Genomic DNA, 19,174 nt, shown 5'->3' with positions numbered 1-19,174 from the left:
GGCACGTCCGCGGGGGAGCGATGGGTACGACGACGGATGCCGGGACGGCGGCGATCACGCTGACCGAGGCCGAGCTGGACCGCCATGTCACGCATGCCGCGACGCGCGGCCTGCTCGCGGGTGCGGGGCTGCCCGCCGTCACCGATGTGCTGACGTTCTCCCCGCTGCGCGCGCACGGCCTGCGCACCCTCGCGGACGCGGCGGACGGGCCCTTCCACCTGGCGGAGGAGCTGCGGGACCGCCTGGTGATAGGCGAGCTGCTCAACCCGGCCGGCATGGAGCGGGAGTCGATCCTGCTCGACGGCGACACGGGCGAGGTCACGACGGCGTACCTGCGCGACCCGTCCGAGTGGCGCCCCTTCGCGCCCTCCCTGCCCACGCTGCTGCGCTTCGCGGCGGTCACCGAGGAACTGGCGGGCCTGCGCGGCCGGTTCGCCTCCCTGGCCGGCCAGTACGGCCCGAAGACGGTCGCCGAGGCGTCCCGCCGGCTGCTCGCGCTGTTCGAGGAGGGCACCGACGGCCGGGTGCCGCCGTACTGGAAGGCGGCGGCGCTGATCCGTCCGCTCGCACTGGTCGCGGGGCCGGGCACCGCGTCCGGGCTCACCCTGGACGTTTCCGCGCGCGTCCTCGACCAGGAGTTCGGGCACGGCCGGGTGGCGCGCTTCGAGGACGTCGACTTCCCGGCGACGCTCACCCACGAGCCGACCCGCCGCTTCCTGCGCGAGGCCGGACTGCCCGAGGAGGCCGTCCTCTTCTTCACCGACCCGGACGCCCCGCTGCCGACCCTGCGCGAACACTTCACCCAGGACCACGGCGACTACCGCCTCGCCGAACTCCCGGCCCACTGCGACCACTTGATCCGTCTGGGTTACCTGGTCGAGGACACCAGCCTGGTGGTCGACGGCCGCACCGGCGCGGTTCTCACCTTCTCCGAACCCGACGCCGCCCTGTGCCCCCTCAACACCGACGTCTCCACCCTCGCGTTCACCCTCTGGCTCCTCCACCACGAACGCACCATCGACCACCACCTCTCCCACGAGCTGACCACGGACGCCTACGACCAGCTGGCCGCCGCGATGCTCCACACCCTGACCACGATCGACCCCACGTCCACCCTGCCGGGCGCCACCTGGCACTACTGGACGGAGTCCTTCCAGGACGAGGCGGGCGGGGTGCTCTGAGAACACCCCGCCCGGACAGGACGCCGTGGCGGGACGCGAACCCGCGTGACTCCCCGCGGGCGGAGCCCGCTGCCGGATGCCGCGCGGGCGGGCCCTTCGGCCGCCCGGGTGCGTCCGGTCGCTGTTGTGAGGCCGTGGCGGGAATCGAACCCGCGTAACTCGCTTTGCAGGCGAGTCCCTGAACCACTCGGGCACACGGCCGTGCCGACGAGAAGACCGTAGGGCGGAGCGGAAGGGGGACTCAAGGGATCCGGCGCGGCTGCAATGTGACTGCCATACGGCGTTCACCGGAGGGGGACGTAGGTCCAAGGTCGCAGGGGAAGGGAGGCTTCGGACAGGGGTCATCCGAGGTTGCGCGCCTTACGCTGACGGGCATGAGTGTGCTGGGGTCCCGTGTCGAGGACGTGGTGGAAGGCGCCGTCGAACAGGACGGCGGAGTGCTGGGGCGGTCGTTCCGGGCGCTGAGTGTCGGCATCGTGTCCGTCGTGTTCCTGATCGCCTTCGAGGCGACCGCCGTCGGTACGGCGATGCCCGTCGCGGCTCGTGAGCTGGACGGCGTCGCGCAGTACGCCTTCGCGTTCTCCGGGTTCTTCACCACCAGCCTCTTCGGCATGGTCCTCGCCGGCCAGTGGGCCGACCGCCGCGGCCCGCTCGCCGCGCTGACCACCGGCATCGGCGCCTTCGCGGCGGGCCTGGTGATAGCCGGGACCGCGGGGACGATGTGGGTGTTCATCCTCGGCCGGGCCGTGCAGGGGCTCGGCGGTGGGCTCGTCATCGTCGCGCTGTACGTGGTCGTCGGCCGGGCCTACCCCGAGCGCCTGCGCCCCGCGATCATGGCGGCGTTCGCGGCCGGCTGGGTCGTACCCTCCATCGTCGGCCCCCTCGCCTCCGGCGCCGTCACCGAACAGCTCGGCTGGCGCTGGGTGTTCCTCGGCATCCCGGTCCTGGTCGTGTTCCCGCTGGCCCTCGCCCTGCCCCAGATACGCCGCCGGGCGTCCGGACCGGTCGACGCGGACGCCGCCGCCGCGCCCCTCGACCGCCGGCGCATCCGGCTCGCCCTCGGCATCGCGCTCGGCGCCGGCCTCGTCCAGTACGCCGCGCAGGACCCGCGTCCCCTCTCCCTGATCCCCGGCGCGGCCGGCGCCGCCCTGCTCGTGCCCGCCGTCCTCGGCCTGCTGCCCCGCGGCACCTACCGCGCCGCCCGCGGCCTGCCCTCCGTCGTGCTGCTGCGCGGTGTGTGCGCCGGTTCCTTCGTGGCCGCGGAGTCCTTCGTGCCGCTGATGCTGGTCACCCAGCGCGGCCTGTCGCCGACGCTCGCGGGCCTCTCGCTCGCCGCGGGCGGCGGCACCTGGGCGCTGGGCTCCTGGTTGCAGTCCCGCCCGCGCCTCGCGCCGTACCGGGAACGGCTGATGACCGCCGGCATGGTCCTGGTCGTCGCCGCGCTGCTGAGCGCGCCGAGCGTGCTGCTGCACTCCGTGCCGGCCTGGATCGTCGCCGTCGTCTGGGCCTTCGGCTGCCTCGGCATGGGCCTGGTGATCTCGTCCACCAGCGTCCTGCTGCTGCGTCTGTCCGCCCCGGAGGAGGCCGGCGCCAACTCCGCCGCGCTCCAGATCTCCGACGCCCTCTCCAACGCCCTCCTCCTCGCCGCCGCGGGCGCCGCCTTCGCGGCCCTCGGCGGGGGCACCTCCGCCACCTCGGCGGCCACCTCCGCCCATCCCGCCGCCTTCGCCGTCGTCTTCCTGTCGATGGCGGTGGTGGCGCTGGCGGGCGTGTGGGTGACGACGCGGTGCGGGAGCGGCGAGCGGGTGAGACGGGCGGCGCCGGAGGGCTCGTGAACCCGTGGCCGGTCCGTGACCACGCGTCTGCGGCGGCTCCCGTGCGGCCGCTGACCGTGACACGGTCCCACCACCCGCCAGGCCCTGTCCGCCCTCGCCGACGCGCAGGGGCGCACCCCGGAGCAGGCGGTGGCGGAGGCCGTACGCCGGTACCTGGCCGCGGAGGAGGCGGGCGTGCGCGGGACCGCCGAGCGGCTCGCCCCCGCCCCCGCCGCGCCGCTGCGCAGGCTCGGCGGACGACCGGCCGCAACACCCGCCGTCTTACCGTCGCCGACGGCATCACCTTCGCCGCGCTCGCTTCGCCGCGCTCGCTTCGCCGCGCTCGCTTCGCCGCGCTCGCTTCGCCGCGCTCGCTTCGCCGCGCTCGCCTTCGGCGGCCGGACGCCGCGGGCGCGGGAGCCGGGGCCGTTCGCGTCCGCCGTGCACCGGCCGCGCGCCCGGATGTCCGGCACGGCCGCCGACGAGGACCGGTACGAACAGGCCGCCACCCTGCCGCACGCCCTCGCCGCGAACCACCCGCTGGTGGACGGCGACAAGCGCACCGCGCGGCTCGCCATCGCCGCCTTCCTCGCCCTCGACGGGGTCGGTCTCGCCGGGGTCGACCAGGACGCGGCGTACGCGCTGGTCATCGATGTGGCGGCCGGGGGCGCGGGGCGGCGTGGGTCTGATCGCGGGGCGGCTGGGGCCGTTGTGACGTGAATCCCACCCCGAGGCGGCGCGGGGGCGTTCGGGGCCGGAGGGGCGGGCGGCGCCGGTAGGGTGGCCCGGTTGTCATACGTAGCCGACTGAACCTGACCACGGAGACCGTGACTACCACCGCCCGCCCGTCACCCACCACCGCCCTCAACGGAGGGCCCTCCGGGCCCGCCCCCATGTCTGCCTCCGCGCACTCCCACCATCTGTCCCCCGCCTTCCCCGGCCGCGCGCCGTGGGGTACCGCCAGCAAGCTGCGTGCCTGGCAGCAGGGGGCGATGGAGAAGTACATCCAGGAGCAACCGCGTGACTTCCTCGCCGTCGCCACACCCGGCGCCGGCAAGACCACCTTCGCGCTGACGCTGGCCTCGTGGCTGCTCCACCACCACGTGGTGCAGCAGGTGACCGTGGTCGCGCCCACCGAGCACCTGAAGAAGCAGTGGGCCGAGGCGGCGGCGCGCATCGGGATCAAGCTCGACCCCGAGTACAGCGCCGGGCCGCTCGGCCGCGAGTACGACGGGGTCGCGGTCACGTACGCCGGTGTCGGTGTGCGGCCCATGCTGCACCGCAACCGCGCCGAGCAGCGCAAGACCCTGGTGATCCTGGACGAGATCCACCACGCCGGCGACTCCAAGTCCTGGGGCGAGGCGTGCCTGGAGGCGTTCGAACCGGCGACCCGGCGGCTCGCGCTGACCGGTACGCCGTTCCGGTCCGACACCAACCCGATCCCGTTCGTGACCTACGAGGAGGACAACGCGGGCATCCGCCGCTCCTCCGCCGACTACACCTACGGGTACGGCTCCGCGCTCTCCGACGGCGTCGTGCGGCCGGTCATCTTCCTCTCGTACAGCGGCCAGATGCGCTGGCGCACCAAGGCCGGCGACGAGATCGCCGCGCGGCTCGGCGAGCCGATGACCAAGGACGCGGTCAGCCAGGCCTGGCGCACCGCGCTCGACCCGCGCGGCGACTGGATGCCCAGCGTGCTGCGCGCCGCCGACCAGCGGCTCACCGAGGTCCGGAAGGCCATCCCGGACGCCGGTGCCCTGGTCATCGCCTCCGACCAGGACTCCGCCCGCGCCTACGCCAAGCTGATCCGCGAGATCACCGGCACGAAGGCCACGCTCGTCCTGTCCGACGACGCGGGTGCCTCCAAGCGCATCGACGACTTCAGCGCGAGCCACGACCGCTGGATGGTCGCGGTGCGCATGGTGTCCGAGGGCGTCGACGTGCCCCGCCTCGCGGTCGGTGTGTACGCCACGACGATCTCCACGCCGCTGTTCTTCGCGCAGGCCGTCGGTCGTTTCGTGCGGTCCCGGCGGCGCGGCGAGACGGCCTCCGTCTTCCTGCCGACGGTGCCCGACCTGCTGACCTTCGCCAACGAGATGGAGAAGGAACGGGACCACGCCCTCGACAAGCCGAAGAAGGAGGGCGAGGAGGACCCGTACGCCGAATCCGAGAAGGAGATGGAGGAGGCGAACAAGGAGCAGGACGAGGACACCGGCGAGCAGGAGCAGTTCTCCTTCGAGGCCCTGGAGTCCGATGCCGTCTTCGACCGGGTGCTCTACGACGGCGCCGAGTTCGGCATGCAGGCGCATCCGGGCAGCGAGGAGGAGCAGGACTACCTCGGCATCCCCGGACTGCTGGAGCCCGAGCAGGTGCAGATGCTGCTCCAGAAGCGGCAGGCCCGGCAGATCGCGCACAGCAAGAAGAAGCCGGACACCGAGGCCGACCTGCTCGAACTGCCCGCCGAGCGGCGGCCCGTCGTCTCCCACAAGGAGATGATGGAGCTGCGCAAGCGGCTCAACACGCTCGTCAGCGCGTACGTCCACCAGAGCGGCAAGCCGCACGGGGTGATCCACACCGAGCTGCGGCGGGTGTGCGGCGGCCCGCCGAGCGCGGAGGCGACGGCGGGACAGCTGAAGCAGCGGATCGCCAAGGTGCAGGAGTGGGCCACGCGGATGCGGTGACGCTGCGGACGGGGTGCTGACGGGTACCCACGGGTACGGACCGGCGGAGTTACGCTGCCGTACGTATCCGGACCAATACCGTCAGTTCGCCTCCGTCCCTGCCCGGATTCTGGACGAAGGCTTTCGCTCAGCGAACCCCCTTCGCTACTGTCCCGCTACGCAACGCCCCGTGGCAGCGCCGCCGCGGAGCGCAGCCGTGAAAGCGACAGGGTCCGGAGCCGCCGGGCCGTCCTGCCGATCGGCGGCCTCTGGAGCGCGTCGCCGACGGGACTCGGTGACGCATTGTCCGCTCGGGGGCTCGCCGACCTACCCGCCGAAGGAGTGGGGGTCGTGACCGCGGAGACCTCTCAGACGCTCGACCGGGGACTACGGGTCCTCAAGCTGCTCGCCGACACCGACCACGGGCTCACCGTCACCGAGCTGTCCAACAAACTGGGCGTGAACCGGACCGTGGTGTACCGGCTGCTCGCCACCCTGGAGCAGCACGCTCTGGTACGACGGGACCTGGGCGGCCGGGCCCGGGTCGGACTGGGGGTGCTGCGGCTCGGGCGCCAGGTGCATCCGCTGGTGCGCGAGGCCGCGTTGCCCGCGCTGCGGTCGCTGGCGGAGGAGATAGGGGCGACGGCGCATCTCACGCTGGTCGACGGCACGGAGGCGCTGGCGGTGGCGGTGGTCGAGCCGACGTGGACGGACTACCACGTGGCGTACCGCGCGGGCTTCCGCCACCCCCTGGACCGGGGCGCGGCGGGCCGGGCGATCCTCGCCGCGCGGCGGTTCCCCTCGGCGGAGCCGGCGTACACCCTGACCCAGGGCGAACTGGAGACCGGCGCGTGCGGCGCGGCGGCCCCGCTGGTGGGTGTGACCGGTGTGGAGGGCAGCGTGGGCGTGGTGATGCTCGCGGACTCCGTCCCCGAGCGGGTGGGCCCACGGGTGGTGGAGGCGGCACGGGAAGTGGCGGAAGCGCTGCGCTGACGGTTCCGCCTCGGTGTCCTGTGGGGCGGTCGGCGGGGGTGGTCTGGCTCACGGGCGTGGGCCCGGTGCGATCTGGCGCACGGGCGTGGGCCGGGTGTCTGGCCGGGTGCTCGCCCTTTCCGTCGCCTCGGTGGTCACAAGGGCTCAGGTCGGGGGCGCGGGGAGCCGCGTGACCAGCCGTCGCGCGGCCGCGGACGAAGACGACGCTCGGCGCTCGGGTCGCGGCCCCTGCGCTCGGCCCCCCGGCTCGGCGCTCGGGCCGCGGTTCCGTGCTCGGCTCCCACGGCGCAGCCCGCACCCACCGTGCTCAAGCCTCCCGGCGCGGCGAACCCACCCGCCGCCTCGGGCCGCGCCGCGCCGTACATCCCCGTCACGTAAATTGAACCCGTGCTCTCACGTCTCACCCGCCCCCAGGCCCTCGCCCTGTGCGCGCTTCCCGTCGTCGCGCTGCTCGCCACCGCGGCGTTCGCGCCGTTGCCGTTCTCCGTGGCGCAGCCGGGGATGACGGCGAACGTGCTGGGGGCGAACCGGGGCGCGCAGGTGATCACGGTCAAGGGGGCCGACACCCGCAGGACGAGCGGGCAGCTGAGGATGGTCACCATCGAGGCGACCGGCCCCGAGACCCGCCTCTCCCTGCCGCGCGTCGTCGACAACTGGTTCCGCACCGACCGGGCCGTGATGCCCCGCGACGCGGTCTATCCGAGCGGCAACACGCTCAAGGAGATCGAGCAGCACAACACGGCGCAGATGCGGCAGTCCCAGGACGCGGCGACCAGCGCGGCGCTGAAGTACCTCGACCTGAGCCCCGACAAGGTCAAGGTCACGCTGAAGCTCGCCGACGTGGGCGGCCCGAGCGCGGGTCTGCTGTTCACCCTGGGGATCATCGACAAGCTGCGCGGCGACGGCCACGGCGGCGACCTCACCGGCGGCCGCACCATCGCCGGTACGGGCACCATCGACGCCGCCGGGAACGTCGGCGCGGTCGGCGGCGTGGGCCTGAAGACGCAGGCCGCCCGCCGGGACGGCGCCACCGTCTTCCTGGTCCCGAAGGCCGAGTGCGCAGACGCCCGCGGCCAGCTGCCCAAGGGTCTGCGCCTGGTCCCGGTCACCACCCTGAAGAGCGCGGTGGACTCCCTGCGCGCCCTGGAGAGCGGAAAGGGCTCGGTACCGAGCTGCTAGGGCGCGAGCGCCGCGGACGGACGGGGCGCGGACACGAGCCGCGGCCCCGGTTCGACCAGGGGTCCGGCCGACGCGGGTCCGCGGGTCCTTCGCCGGTCTCGCCCCGGCGGCGAGCCGGTCGTCAGCGGCCTCCGCGCGCGGAGCCGCACGGTGCCGCCGGGCGAGTCGGGCGGAGAGGCACACGGCATGGCTCCCGGATCGGCTCGGTTCGACGCACGTCGACGCAGCGACAGGCGAGTCGCGGCGCGCCGTTCGGGAACAGGCGCGGGCGGACGCGTACCTGACGCGCCCCCGGGGCGTCCGCGTCGGTCACCCGGTTCCGGTGACCGCCGATCAACTCGTCCCTCCCGGCTCCTTCGCATCGCTCGGTCGCGTCGACTCCCGCGCCGCGCCGGCTCGTCGGCCGAGGCCGCCTGCTCCTCCGCCGCCTACTCCTCCGCGGCCTGCTCCACCAGCGGGATGATCCGCAGCGGCACCGGGTTCTCCATCACGATCGCCGTCGACGCCCGCACGATGCCCTCGAAGCCGACGACCCGGTCGATCACCCGTTGCAGATCGGCGTTCGAGCGCGCCACGAGCCGGCACAGCATGTCCCCGCTGCCGGTCGTGGTCAGCAGTTCCAGCACCTCCGGCACCGTCGCCAGGTACGCCCGTACGTCCGCCCCCTGCCCCTGCCGGATCTGGAGCGTGGCGAACGCCGTGACCGGGTAGCCGAGCGCCGCCGGGTCCACCTGGGGGCCGAACCCGCGGATCACGCCGTTCGACTGGAGCCGGTCGAGCCGGGCCTGCACCGTGCCCCGCGCGACCCCCAGCCGCCGGGACATCTCCAGCACGCCGACGCGCGGCTCCCGTGCCAGCAGCACGATGATCCGCCCGTCCAGATGATCGATCGCCACGGCCCCTCCCGAGGTGGTCATGATGTACAGAAAGCCTGAGGTCTCGCCCGTTTCGCCTGACAAATTGCCCAGTGAATACGGAAACTATTGCGCACCTTGCAGAGCCCGGTCACCCTTCCGCTATGACGCAGACCACACAGCACACTCCCGACACGACCGCCCGGCAGGACGACCCCTTCCCGGTCAAGGGAATGGACGCGGTCGTCTTCGCCGTGGGCAACGCCAAGCAGGCGGCGCACTACTACTCGTCCGCCTTCGGCATGAAGCTGGTCGCCTACTCCGGACCGGAGAACGGCAGCCGTGAGACCGCCAGTTACGTCCTGGAGAACGGCTCGGCCCGGTTCGTCTTCACCTCGGTGATCAAGCAGTCCAGCGACTGGGGCCGCTTCCTCGACCGGCACGTCGCCGAGCACGGCGACGGTGTCATCGACCTGGCGATCGAGGTCCCGGACGCCCGCGCCGCGTACGAGTACGCCATCGCGCAGGGCGCCCGCTCGATCGACGAGCCGTACGAGGTCAAGGACGAGCACGGCACCGTCGTCCTCGCCGCCATCGCCACCTACGGCGAGACCCGCCACACCCTGGTCGACCGCTCCGGCTACGACGGCCCCTACCTCCCCGGATACGTGGCCGCCCAGCCGATCGTGCCGCAGCCCGCTCACCGCACCTTCCAGGCGATCGACCACTGCGTCGGCAACGTCGAACTCGGCAAGATGAACGAGTGGGTCGGGTTCTACAACAAGGTCATGGGCTTCACGAACATGAAGGAGTTCGTGGGCGACGACATCGCCACCGAGTACAGCGCCCTGATGTCGAAGGTCGTCGCGGACGGCACCCTCAAGGTGAAGTTCCCGCTCAACGAGCCCGCGATCGCCAAGAAGAAGTCCCAGATCGACGAGTACCTGGAGTTCTACGGCGGTCCCGGCGTCCAGCACATCGCGCTGAACACCAACGACATCGTGCAGACCGTCCGCGACATGCGCGCGGCCGGCGTCGAGTTCCTCAACACCCCGGACTCGTACTACGAGACCCTCGGCGAGTGGGTCGGCGAGACCCGGGTGCCCGTGGAGACCCTGCGCGAGCTGAAGATCCTCGCCGACCGCGACGAGGACGGCTACCTGCTGCAGATCTTCACCAAGCCGGTCCAGGACCGCCCGACCGTGTTCTTCGAACTCATCGAGCGGCACGGCTCGATGGGCTTCGGCAAGGGCAACTTCAAGGCCCTGTTCGAGGCGATCGAGCGCGAGCAGGCCAAGCGCGGCAACCTCTGAGGAAGCGGCGGCCCCCTCGGGAGGCCGCCGCCACGGCGGGGACCGCCCGGTGCCGCACCCACCGGCCGGTCCCCGTCGCACGCCCGTACGGATGTCTCACCCGGGCACCTGCACATCCGGCGGGTCCCCCAGCGCCGCCAGCGCCGACCTGGCCTCCCGCGCCCACAGCGGCGAGAACGCCGGACTGATCCGCAACGCCTCCTCCAGGCTGCGCCGCGCGGGCCCGTCCAGCCCCAGCGCCGCCTCGATCGCGCCCCGGTGGTAGGCGAACAGCGCGCTGCGCACCCCGCCGCCCTGCGTGCCGTCCGTGGCCTTCGTGGCGTACTCCAGCGCATCGTCGTCCTGGCCCACCCGGTGCAGCGCCCAGCCGAGCGCGTCGGCCACCTCGGTCCCGGGCTGGCGGTCGTACTCCTCCTGCAACCGCTCCACGGCCTGCTGCGCGTCCCCGTGGTCGGCCTCGTACTGCCCGAGCACCAGCGCGTCGTCCACCCCGCCGGACGTCTCCCGCCGCGCCAGCTCGCGCACCCGGTCGTACTGCTCCCGGGCCTTCGGGGCCATGCCCAGCGACTCGTACAGCTCGCCCAGGTCGAGCGCGTCGCGCGGGGTCGGCCGGCGGGCGAGGGCCGCCTGGTACGCGGTCACCGCCTCGGTCGTACGGCCCAGTGCCGCCAGCACCCGGGCCCGCCCCGCCGGCGCCGCCGGCTGGTCGGCGTCCCGGCGCAGGGCCGCGTCGTAGTGCCGCAGCGCGTCCTGCAAGTCCCCGCGCTCGAAGGCCAGCTGCCCCAGCCGGGTCAGATAGGCGGCCTGCTCGGCGGGGGTGCGGGCGGCGGCGGCCGCGTCGGTCAGCTGGGCCACCGCGTCCTCGCGCCAGCCCCGGTCCCGGTAGACCGCCGCGGCCTGGGCCATCACGGCGGGCCGCTCGGCCGCGTCCGGCTTCAGCGCCATCAGCTGCTCCAGCGACGTGCCGACCGCGTCGTGGTCGCCGAGCCCGGTGTAGGCGTCGATCAGCCGGGCGTACGACGACCACCGCTTCGGCGCCAGCTCCTGAGCCTGCTCGGCGTAACGTTTCGCCTCGGGGAAGTCCCGGCGGGCCAGCGACAGCGCGGTCATGCCGTCCAGCGCCTGGAGGTTCTTCTCCTCGTCCAGCACCTGGAGCGAGGCGTCCAGCGCTCGCTCGGCCCGCGGGAAGTCCGCCGCCGCCGCCGTGGCGCGCCCCCGTTCGACGTACGCCGTCCCCAGCACCGCCCACGCCCGCGCGTCCTGCGGCTGGGCCCGCACCCGCTGCTCCTGCTGTCCGATCAGTGCCGTCAGGGCGGGCAGCGCGGCCGGCATCCCTGAGGTCACGGCGGTCAGCGCCTGCGCCGCCCGCGCCGGGGCGCCCAGCTGCACCCCGTGCGCCCGCGGCCCCGGCGCGGGCGCACTCGCCGCGCCGGTCCGGAGCCCCGGCCACACGGCGAGGACCGCGCCCGCGACCACACCGCCGCTCAGCGCGGTGACCAGTACCCGCCGCAGCAGCCGCCGGTTCCGGCGCGGCGCGGACGGCCCGCCCCCGGGGGACGTACCCGGCTCGCTCACTCGGTTGTCCATGGCGCTCACTGTGCGTCAATACGACAAGAAGATCGCGCCGGGCGTGGCGAGAGGCTGACGGGGTTCACACCGATGGCCGTGAGTGCGAACCTGTGATCATGAGCCGTATCGAAGCACCTCGCGATGGAGCCATCGCAGCAACCGGCAGCCTCACCGACCGGCTCCTGGCCGGCCTGCCCCCCGAGGCCGTGCTGACCGACCCCGACGTCACGGCCGCCTACGCCAACGACATGGCGAGCTTCTGCCCGGCCGGGGCCCCCGCCGTCGTGGTCCTGCCGCGCACCGTGGAACAGGTGCAGCACGTCATGCGCACCGCCACCGAACTGCGCGTCCCCGTCGTCCCCCAGGGCGCCCGCAGCGGCCTGTCCGGCGCGGCCAACGCCTCGGACGGCTGCATCGTGCTGTCCCTCACCAAGATGGACCGGATCCTGGAGATCAACGCCGTCGACCGGGTCGCCGTGGTCGAACCGGGCGTGATCAACGCGGCCCTCTCCCGGGCCGTCGAGGAACACGGCCTGTACTACCCGCCGGACCCCTCCAGCTGGGAGATGTGCACCATCGGCGGCAACATCGGCACCGGCTCCGGCGGCCTGTGCTGTGTGAAGTACGGCGTGACCGCCGAGTACGTCCTCGGACTGGACGTCGTCCTCGCCGACGGCCGCCTCATGTCCACCGGCCGGCGCACCGCCAAGGGCGTCGCGGGCTACGACCTCACGCGGCTGTTCGTCGGTTCCGAGGGCTCCCTCGGCATCGTCGTGCGCGCGGTCCTCGGCCTGAAGCCCAAGCCACCCGGGCAACTGGTCCTGGCCGCCGAGTTCCCCTCCGCCGCGACGGCCTGCGACGCCATCTGCCGGATCATGGAGCGCGGCCATCTGCCCTCCCTGCTCGAACTGATGGACCGTACGACCGTCAAGGCGGTCAACGACATGGCCCGCATGGGTCTGCCGGAGACCACCGAGGCACTGCTGCTCGCCGCCTTCGACACCCCGGACCCCGCCGCCGACCTCGCCGCCCTCGGCGCCCTGTGCGAGGCGGCCGGAGCCACGGAGGTCGTCCCGGCCGAGGACGCGGCCGAGTCCGAGATGCTCCTCAAGGCCCGGCGGCTCTCGCTGACCGCGCTGGAGGCGGTCAAGGGCACGACGATGATCGACGACGTGTGCGTACCCCGCTCCAGGCTCGGCGCCATGCTGGAGGGCATCGACCGGATCGCCGCCAAGTACGGCCTGACGATCGGCGTCTGCGCCCACGCGGGCGACGGCAACACCCACCCCACCGTCTGCTTCGACGCCCAGGACGAGGACGAGTCCCGGCGGGCCCGCGAGTCCTTCGACGAGATCATGGCCCTCGGCCTCGAACTGGGCGGCACGATCACCGGCGAACACGGCGTCGGGGTGCTGAAGAAGGAGTGGCTGGCACGGGAGATCGGGCCCGTCGGGCTGGAGATGCAGCGTGCGGTGAAGCAGGTCTTCGATCCGCTCGGCATCCTCAACCCGGGCAAGCTCTTCTGAGGCCGTCGTCGGGCCGGCCGGGCTCACCGGGCGAGCAGCTGGTCGAGGGCGTCGTCGATGCCCAGCTGCCCGCCCTCGGTGCCCGGGGGGACCGCCCGCAGTGTCCGCTCCAGCCAGGCCGACACCTGCGGGGTCGGCGCCTCCAGGAGCGCGTCCCCGTCGGGTGAACTCAGCGCCATCAGGACGACGCTGCGCCCGTCCGTCTTCGTCGGCCACACCCGCACGTCCCCGTGCCCGCACGGCCGGAACACCCCCTCCACCAGCAGGTCCCGGGCGAACGTCCAGTGCACCGGGAACTCGGAGTTGATGTGGAAGACGATGTGGACGGCGTACGGGTCGTCGGAGCGGTAGGCGAGCCGGGCCGGCACCGGGATGCTCCGCTCGGGCGACAGGACCAGCCTGAGTTCGAGTTCCCGCTCCACCACGGTGTACTGCATGACCTGGGTTTCCTTTCCGGCCGGGGACCGCTCGGTGCGGGCCCGTACCAGGGGAGAGGGGGCGGTGGCGCGGGCATTACGCGGGTTCGGAGATATTTTTTTCGGCCCGGCCGGGGGAGCGGGCACGGCGTTGCCCGGATGGAGTGGGTCCTGCGGGACTGGCGGTGGCGCGTGCCCGCGTCTGATAGATGTGGGAGGCCCATCCCACCCACGAGCAGATACGGGACGACGGACATGAGCGCCCCAACCCCGGCCCCCGGTGACGAACGGCCCCGCGAGGGCTACTACCCGGACCCGTCCATCCCCGGCTACGTCCGGTACTGGAACGGCGCCGCCTGGGTGCCCGGCACCAGCCGCCCGGCGCCGAAGGACGGCGAACCGCTCGCCCCGCCACCCGGCGTCACCCCGGTCGTGGAGGAGACCGGCCCGCACTTCTTCGACGAGGAACCCGGCGCCCCCTCGGCCTCCGGTCCGGCGGTCACGGGCAACCCCGGGCCGGGCGTGGGGAGTTCGGGGGTGGCCGGGCAGTGGCCCGCGGCGGACGGGGCGGGCGCCTCGGGTCCCACGGGCCTCCCCGGCCACGGGAGCGGCGCGGATGTTCCCGGTCGGCAGGCGGGCGCGGGTCTCCCCGGTCAGCAAGGGGGCGCGGGCGTACCCGGCCGGCAGGCGGGCCGGGCGGGTGTCTCCGATCGGCCGGCCGGTGGGGCGGGCATGTCCGGGCCGGCGGGTGCGGGGGAGTGGGGCCGGCCGGGGCAGGGCGCCGACCCCCGGCAGGCATCCGTGCCCCCGCAGAGCGGTGCGCCGTGGGGCGCTGACCCCCGGCTCGCGGAGGGGAAACCGGGCCGGCCCGACGGGAGTTCGGCGGGGACCGACGGCACCGCGACGATCCCGCCGGCCGAGAGCGACGTGCCCGATCCCGGCACCTTCGTCTTCCGGCGGCCGGTCACCGGTCGTACGGACGACGGCACGATGACGATGCGTCCGGTGCCGCCGAAGCGGACCGACGTGCCCGGCTTCGGCACCCAGGGCCCGGTCGCCGCGCCGACCCCCGCGACGCCTCCCGCGTCCGCCGCGCCCGCCACCCCCTCCCCGCAGCCCGGCTTCGGCGCCGTGCAGACGCCGCGGAACCCGCGGCCCGCACCGGCGAGCCCGCAGGTTCCGCAGCAGGGCGGCCCCGGGCAGGGGTCCTGGGCACAGCAGGTGCACCGACTGGCCGGGGGCGGCGCGGAGGAGCGGCCGGTGGCGCCGTGGAAGCCGCCGGTGGAGGACCCGTTCCAGGCGGCGGCGCGCAGGCAGGCCGCCGCCCGCCCCGCCGGTCTCGGCAGGCGGCTGGCGGCCCGGCTGATCGACACCGTCGTCGTGGGCGCCGTGACCGCCGCGGCGGCCGTACCCCTCGGCACCCGGGCCCTCGACCACATCCAGCGGAAGGTCGACGCGGCCGAGCAGTCCGGGCACGAGGTCACCGTCTGGCTGCTCGACGGCACCACCGGCACCAGCCTCGGCATCGTCCTCGCCGTCCTGCTCGTCCTCGGCGTCCTCTACGAGGTCCTGCCCACCGTCAAGTGGGGCCGCACCCTCGGCAAGAAGCTGTGCGGCATCGAGGTACGGGACATCGAGGGGCACGAGCCCCCGGCCTTCGCCCCGGCGCTGCGCCGCTGGCTGGTGTACTGCGTCCCGGGGCTGCTCGGCATCGGGATCGTGGGCGTGCTGTGGTGCCTGTTCGACCGGCCCTGGCACCAGTGCTGGCACGACAAGGCGGCCCACACCTTCGTGGCGGGCTGAACCGGGGAGCCGGCCGGGGCCACCGGGTACCCCGTACGGCCGTCCGCCGGATGCGGAGCCGGGGCGTTCGCGATCCACTCGGGCCATGAGCAGCGCACCGCCCCCCGGCTCCGGAGAGCAGCCACCCGAGGACGACCCGTTCAGGAAGCCGCCCCCGCCGAACCAGGGGCAGGGCTCACCGTACGACTCCCCGCCCCCCGGCGAGGACAGGCAGCCCCCGCCCTACGGCGGGGGCCAGGAACCACCCCCTCACGGAGGCCGGCAGCCCCCGCCCGGCGGCGGCCCCTACGGCGGTGGCCAGCCCCCGCCCGGCGGCGGCTCCTACGGCGGCGGCCCCCACGGTGCCGGCGGCTACCCCGCCGACCCCCTCGCCGGCATGCCCCCGCTCGCCGACAGCGCCAAGCGGACCCTCGCGCGCATCATCGACATGATCCTGGTCGGCATCGTCGTATGGCTGCTGACGTGGGCGTTCAACGTCCGCGAGTACGACGTGAACGGCAACAACATCGATGCGGGCCGCTCGTTCGCCCAGTCCGTCGTCGCCGCCGTGCTCTACATCGCCTACGACACGTTCCTCATCCACAAGACCGGTCAGACCCTCGGCAAGAAGTGGCTGCACATGCGGGTGGCCAACCTGTCCGACGGCGCCACGCCCGGCGCGCGGACCTCGCTCGTCCGCGCCCTCGTGCTGTGGCTGCCGTTCGCCTTCTGCTGCGCCTGCGTCTGGACCGTGATCTGCGGCGGCTGGAGCTTCTTCGACAAGCCCTACAAGCAGGGCCTGCACGACAAGGCGGCCAAGACGGTCGTGGTCAGCACCGACGCCGAACGGTCGCGCTGACCGCGACGGCCGTACCGGCCGGACGGCGTCACAGGGCCGTCGGGACGCGCTCCCCCTCCGGGGCCGTCTCGGCGGCCTCGCGCTGTGCGCCGCGGGACCCCGGCGCCGGCACCGTCATCGCGACCAGCAGCCCGAGCGCGAGTGCCGCGAGCGCGATGACGGTGATCCCGAGTCCCGAACTCGTCTGGGAGAGCAGCAGCATGGCGACGGTCGAGAAGATCACGGTGCTCGCGCCGTAGGCGAGCTGGGCGACGGTCGGACGAGGCATGGCAATCGTGTCCTCGGAGGTCTTCGGGTATCGGGGGTGCCGTTCGACTCTCTCCTCGCCTGCATGCCCGAGCGGACCCGCAGGTAAGCGTGACCTCACCCACGCCGCCGGTGCATGCGGGGGCGCACAGGAAGCACGGCCTGTCTAAAGCGCGCGTCAACTCCGCATAGTCCACCACACCTTGCCGAGTCAAGATCTGTCTTTTCTCCTAAACCTCTAGTCAAATTACGTCACTTGAACACGCGCTTGTCATGCGCGCACGGACCTCCGAACACGGGAACCCCCTGTCCGCGCGCGGGGCGCGGGGGAGGAACTCAAGTGACCAGCAGATCCTGGACGTTCAGAGCGGCCGCGGTCGGTGTGACGCTCGCGGCGGCCTCCGCCACGTTCGCCACCTTCGCCGTCGCCGAGGCGAGCACCCGGCAGGGCGCGGCCGGAGCCGTGAACCGGCACGACCCGGCCCCGGTGGCGCAGCAGTCGCACGACCTCGACGGCCCGCTGAGCAAGACCCGCAAGGCCCAGCGCGAAGAGGCCCTCAACCAGATCATCGCGGGCGAGGCGAGCCCGCAGGAGCGCGACGGCTCCCAGGTCGTCAAGCTCAAGAGCGGCAAGGGCAAGAGCAAGTACGTCGAGCTGAGCCGCGAGAAGACCGACAAGATCTTCACGATCCTGGTGGAGTTCGGCGACAAGACCGACCCCAAGTACGGCGGCACCCCCGGGCCGCTGCACAACGAGATCGCCGCGCCGGACCGCGCCAAGGACAACTCCACCGCCTGGCAGCAGGACTACGACCAGAAGCACTTCCAGGACCTCTACTTCGGCACCGGCAAGAACACGGAGTCGCTGAAGAAGTACTACGAGAAGCAGTCCTCGGGCCGCTACTCGGTGGACGGCGAGGTCTCCGACTGGGTCAAGGTCCCGTACAACGAGGCCCGTTACGGCAACGACGCCTGTGGCTCCACCAACTGCACCAGCGTGTGGAACGTGGTCAGCGACGGCCTGAACGCCTGGGTCGCCCAGCAGAAGGCCGCCGGCAAGTCGGACGCCGACATCAAGACGGACCTGGCCAAGTACGACCAGTGGGACCGCTACGACTACGACGGCGACGGCGACTTCAACGAGCCCGACGGCTACGTCGACCACTTCCAGCTGGTGCACGCCGGTGAGGACGAGTCGGCGGGCGGCGGCGTCCAGGGTACGGACGCGATCTGGGCCCACCGCTGGTACGCCTTCGGCACCGACGCCGGCGCCACCGGCCCCGACGCCAACAAGCTCGGCGGCGCGCAGATCGGCGACACCGGTGTCTGGGTCGGCGACTACACCATCCAGCCGGAGAACGGCGGCCTCGGCGTCTTCGCCCACGAGTACGGTCACGACCTCGGCCTGCCGGACGAGTACGACACCGACGGCGGCGACAACTCCACCGGCTTCTGGACCCTCATGTCCTCCGGCTCGTGGCTGGGCACGGGCAAGGAGGCCATCGGCGACCTGCCCGGCGACATGAACGCCTGGGACAAGCTCCAGCTGGGCTGGCTGAACTACGACACCGCCAAGGCCGGCACCGCGTCCTCGCACAAGCTGGGCGTCGCCGAGTACAACACCAGGCACAAGCAGGCCCTGGTGGTCAGCCTGCCCGACAAGGCGGTCACCACCACCGTCACCGAGCCGGCGCAGGGCGCCACCCAGTGGTGGAGCGGCAGCGGCAACGACCTGAAGAACACGCTGACCCGGTCCGTCGACCTCACCGGCAAGTCCTCGGCCACGCTGAGCCTGGACGGCTGGTGGGCCATCGAGGACAACTACGACTACCTCTACACCGAGGTGTCCACCGACGGCGGCGCCAACTGGACCGCGCTGGACGGCACCGCGGACGGCCAGGCCATCCCGCGTGACGCCAGCGACAAGCCCGCGCTGACCGGCTTCTCCGAGACCAACAAGAAGCTGTCGTACTCCCTGGACGCCTACGCCGGCCAGAAGATCCAGCTGCGCTTCCGCTACCTCACGGACGGCGGCGTCGCGGAGAACGGCTTCACCGCCGACGAGATCACCGTGACGGCCGACGGCACGCCGGTCTTCGCGGACGACGCCGAGTCGGCGGACGACGCCTGGACCTCCAGCGGCTTCACCCGCATCGGGGCCTCCTTCACCAAGGACTACCCGCAGTACTACATCGCCGAGAACCGGCAGTACGTGTCGTACGACACCACGCTCAAGACCGGCCCGTACAACTTCGGTTCGGCGGCGCGGCCCGACTGGGTGGAGCACTACCCGTACCAGAACGGCCTGTTGATCTGGAAGTGGGACACCTCCCAGGTCGACAACAACACCAACGTCCACGACCACCCGGGCGTCGGCCAGATCCTGCCGATCGACTCCCACCCGACCGCGCTGCGCTGGTCCGACGGCACGCTGATGCGCAACCGGATGCAGGCGTACGACTCCCCGTTCAGCCTGTACACCACGGACGGCATCACCCTGCACAAGAAGGACGTCGCGACGACGATCGAGCCGTCGCGTGGCGTCCCGGTCTTCAACGACCACGCCAGCACCTACTACGACCCGGCGAACCCGTCCGGCGGCGTGAAGGTAACTGACACCAACACCAAGATCGCGATCGTCAAGGAGGCCGAGAACGGCTCGACGATCTCCCTCAAGGTCGGACCCGCGGTGAAGTAACTTCGCATCTTCGCAGGTCAGACGCGTATCGGCGGCAACCCCTTGGCGGGTCGCCGCCGATCGTGTTTAGGTGCGTCCTGTGAC

General features: G+C 72.8%; 15 protein-coding genes and 1 tRNA gene. 11 read left to right on the top strand and 5 right to left on the bottom strand.

All coding sequences use genetic code 11. The features are described 5' to 3' along the window. Positions 1–20: 20 nt before the first annotated feature. On the top strand, positions 21–1,181 hold the full coding sequence (locus QSK45_RS31760) for an SUKH-4 family immunity protein (RefSeq protein WP_285562350.1): 1,161 nt from the start codon (positions 21–23) through the stop codon (positions 1,179–1,181). Between the two features lie 129 nt (positions 1,182–1,310). Here QSK45_RS31760 and QSK45_RS31755 read toward each other — a convergent pair. Then, a tRNA-Cys gene (locus tag QSK45_RS31755) sits at positions 1,311–1,382 on the bottom strand. 173 nt (positions 1,383–1,555) lie between these two features. Here QSK45_RS31755 and QSK45_RS31750 point away from each other — a divergent pair. From QSK45_RS31750 to QSK45_RS31730, 5 genes are all read left to right on the top strand, one after another. After that, entirely contained in the window at positions 1,556–3,016 is a 1,461-nt protein-coding gene (locus QSK45_RS31750) for an MFS transporter (protein ID WP_285562349.1), read from the top strand. 129 nt (positions 3,017–3,145) lie between these two features. Beyond that, positions 3,146–3,715: a type II toxin-antitoxin system death-on-curing family toxin gene (locus QSK45_RS31745; protein WP_285562348.1), complete on the top strand. Its 570-nt coding sequence runs from the start codon at positions 3,146–3,148 to the stop codon at positions 3,713–3,715. Between the two features lie 173 nt (positions 3,716–3,888). Beyond that, the gene (locus QSK45_RS31740) at positions 3,889–5,676 is read left to right on the top strand and encodes a DEAD/DEAH box helicase (RefSeq protein ID WP_285562410.1); all 1,788 of its coding nucleotides are present in this window, start codon (positions 3,889–3,891) and stop codon (positions 5,674–5,676) included. A gap of 330 nt (positions 5,677–6,006) precedes the next feature. Continuing rightward, positions 6,007–6,648 carry an IclR family transcriptional regulator gene (locus QSK45_RS31735; RefSeq protein ID WP_285562347.1) on the top strand — a complete coding sequence of 214 codons (642 nt, stop codon included), beginning with the start codon at positions 6,007–6,009 and terminating at the stop codon, positions 6,646–6,648. Positions 6,649–7,035: 387 nt separating this feature from the next. Then, complete coding sequence (locus QSK45_RS31730) at positions 7,036–7,827, top strand: S16 family serine protease (RefSeq protein WP_285562346.1); 792 nt, start codon at positions 7,036–7,038, stop codon at positions 7,825–7,827. A 428-nt stretch (positions 7,828–8,255) separates the two neighbouring features. Here QSK45_RS31730 and QSK45_RS31725 read toward each other — a convergent pair whose 3' ends face one another. Further along, complete coding sequence (locus QSK45_RS31725) at positions 8,256–8,723, bottom strand: Lrp/AsnC family transcriptional regulator (RefSeq protein WP_285562345.1); 468 nt, start codon at positions 8,721–8,723, stop codon at positions 8,256–8,258. Positions 8,724–8,845: 122 nt separating this feature from the next. Between QSK45_RS31725 and hppD the strand changes: the two genes are divergently transcribed. Further along, positions 8,846–9,994, top strand: coding sequence for a 4-hydroxyphenylpyruvate dioxygenase (hppD, locus tag QSK45_RS31720; protein WP_285562344.1), 1,149 nt, complete (start codon positions 8,846–8,848; stop codon positions 9,992–9,994). 96 nt (positions 9,995–10,090) lie between these two features. Here hppD and QSK45_RS31715 read toward each other — a convergent pair whose 3' ends face one another. Next, positions 10,091–11,581 carry a tetratricopeptide repeat protein gene (locus QSK45_RS31715; RefSeq protein ID WP_285562343.1) on the bottom strand — a complete coding sequence of 497 codons (1,491 nt, stop codon included), beginning with the start codon at positions 11,579–11,581 and terminating at the stop codon, positions 10,091–10,093. 92 nt (positions 11,582–11,673) lie between these two features. Between QSK45_RS31715 and QSK45_RS31710 the strand changes: the two genes are divergently transcribed. Beyond that, a complete protein-coding gene (locus QSK45_RS31710; RefSeq protein ID WP_285562342.1) occupies positions 11,674–13,089 on the top strand; it encodes an FAD-binding oxidoreductase in 1,416 nt (471 codons plus the stop codon). Positions 13,090–13,112: 23 nt separating this feature from the next. On the opposite strand, the gene QSK45_RS31705 is transcribed toward QSK45_RS31710, so the two are convergent. Beyond that, positions 13,113–13,526, bottom strand: coding sequence for an SsgA family sporulation/cell division regulator (locus tag QSK45_RS31705; protein ID WP_285562341.1), 414 nt, complete (start codon positions 13,524–13,526; stop codon positions 13,113–13,115). Between the two features lie 234 nt (positions 13,527–13,760). Between QSK45_RS31705 and QSK45_RS31700 the strand changes: the two genes are divergently transcribed. Together QSK45_RS31700 and QSK45_RS31695 are read left to right on the top strand one after the other, a co-directional pair. Then, complete coding sequence (locus QSK45_RS31700) at positions 13,761–15,308, top strand: RDD family protein (protein WP_285562340.1); 1,548 nt, start codon at positions 13,761–13,763, stop codon at positions 15,306–15,308. Between the two features lie 85 nt (positions 15,309–15,393). Beyond that, on the top strand, positions 15,394–16,146 hold the full coding sequence (locus QSK45_RS31695) for an RDD family protein (RefSeq protein WP_285562339.1): 753 nt from the start codon (positions 15,394–15,396) through the stop codon (positions 16,144–16,146). 28 nt (positions 16,147–16,174) lie between these two features. Here the strand turns inward: QSK45_RS31695 and QSK45_RS31690 are convergent, their stop codons facing one another. Then, the gene (locus QSK45_RS31690; protein ID WP_285562338.1) at positions 16,175–16,414 is read right to left on the bottom strand and encodes a hypothetical protein; all 240 of its coding nucleotides are present in this window, start codon (positions 16,412–16,414) and stop codon (positions 16,175–16,177) included. 318 nt (positions 16,415–16,732) lie between these two features. On the opposite strand from QSK45_RS31690, the gene QSK45_RS31685 reads away from it, so the two are divergent. Next, positions 16,733–19,090, top strand: a complete 2,358-nt coding sequence (locus QSK45_RS31685) for an immune inhibitor A domain-containing protein (protein ID WP_285562337.1) — start codon at positions 16,733–16,735, stop codon at positions 19,088–19,090. Positions 19,091–19,174: the final 84 nt, after the last annotated feature.

This window comes from Streptomyces hygroscopicus subsp. hygroscopicus (genome assembly GCF_030269125.1).
GTDB classification, from domain to species: domain Bacteria; phylum Actinomycetota; class Actinomycetes; order Streptomycetales; family Streptomycetaceae; genus Streptomyces; species Streptomyces hygroscopicus_C.
Note: the sequence above shows the minus strand (reverse complement) of the source record. Positions and strands in the feature narration are given on the sequence as shown.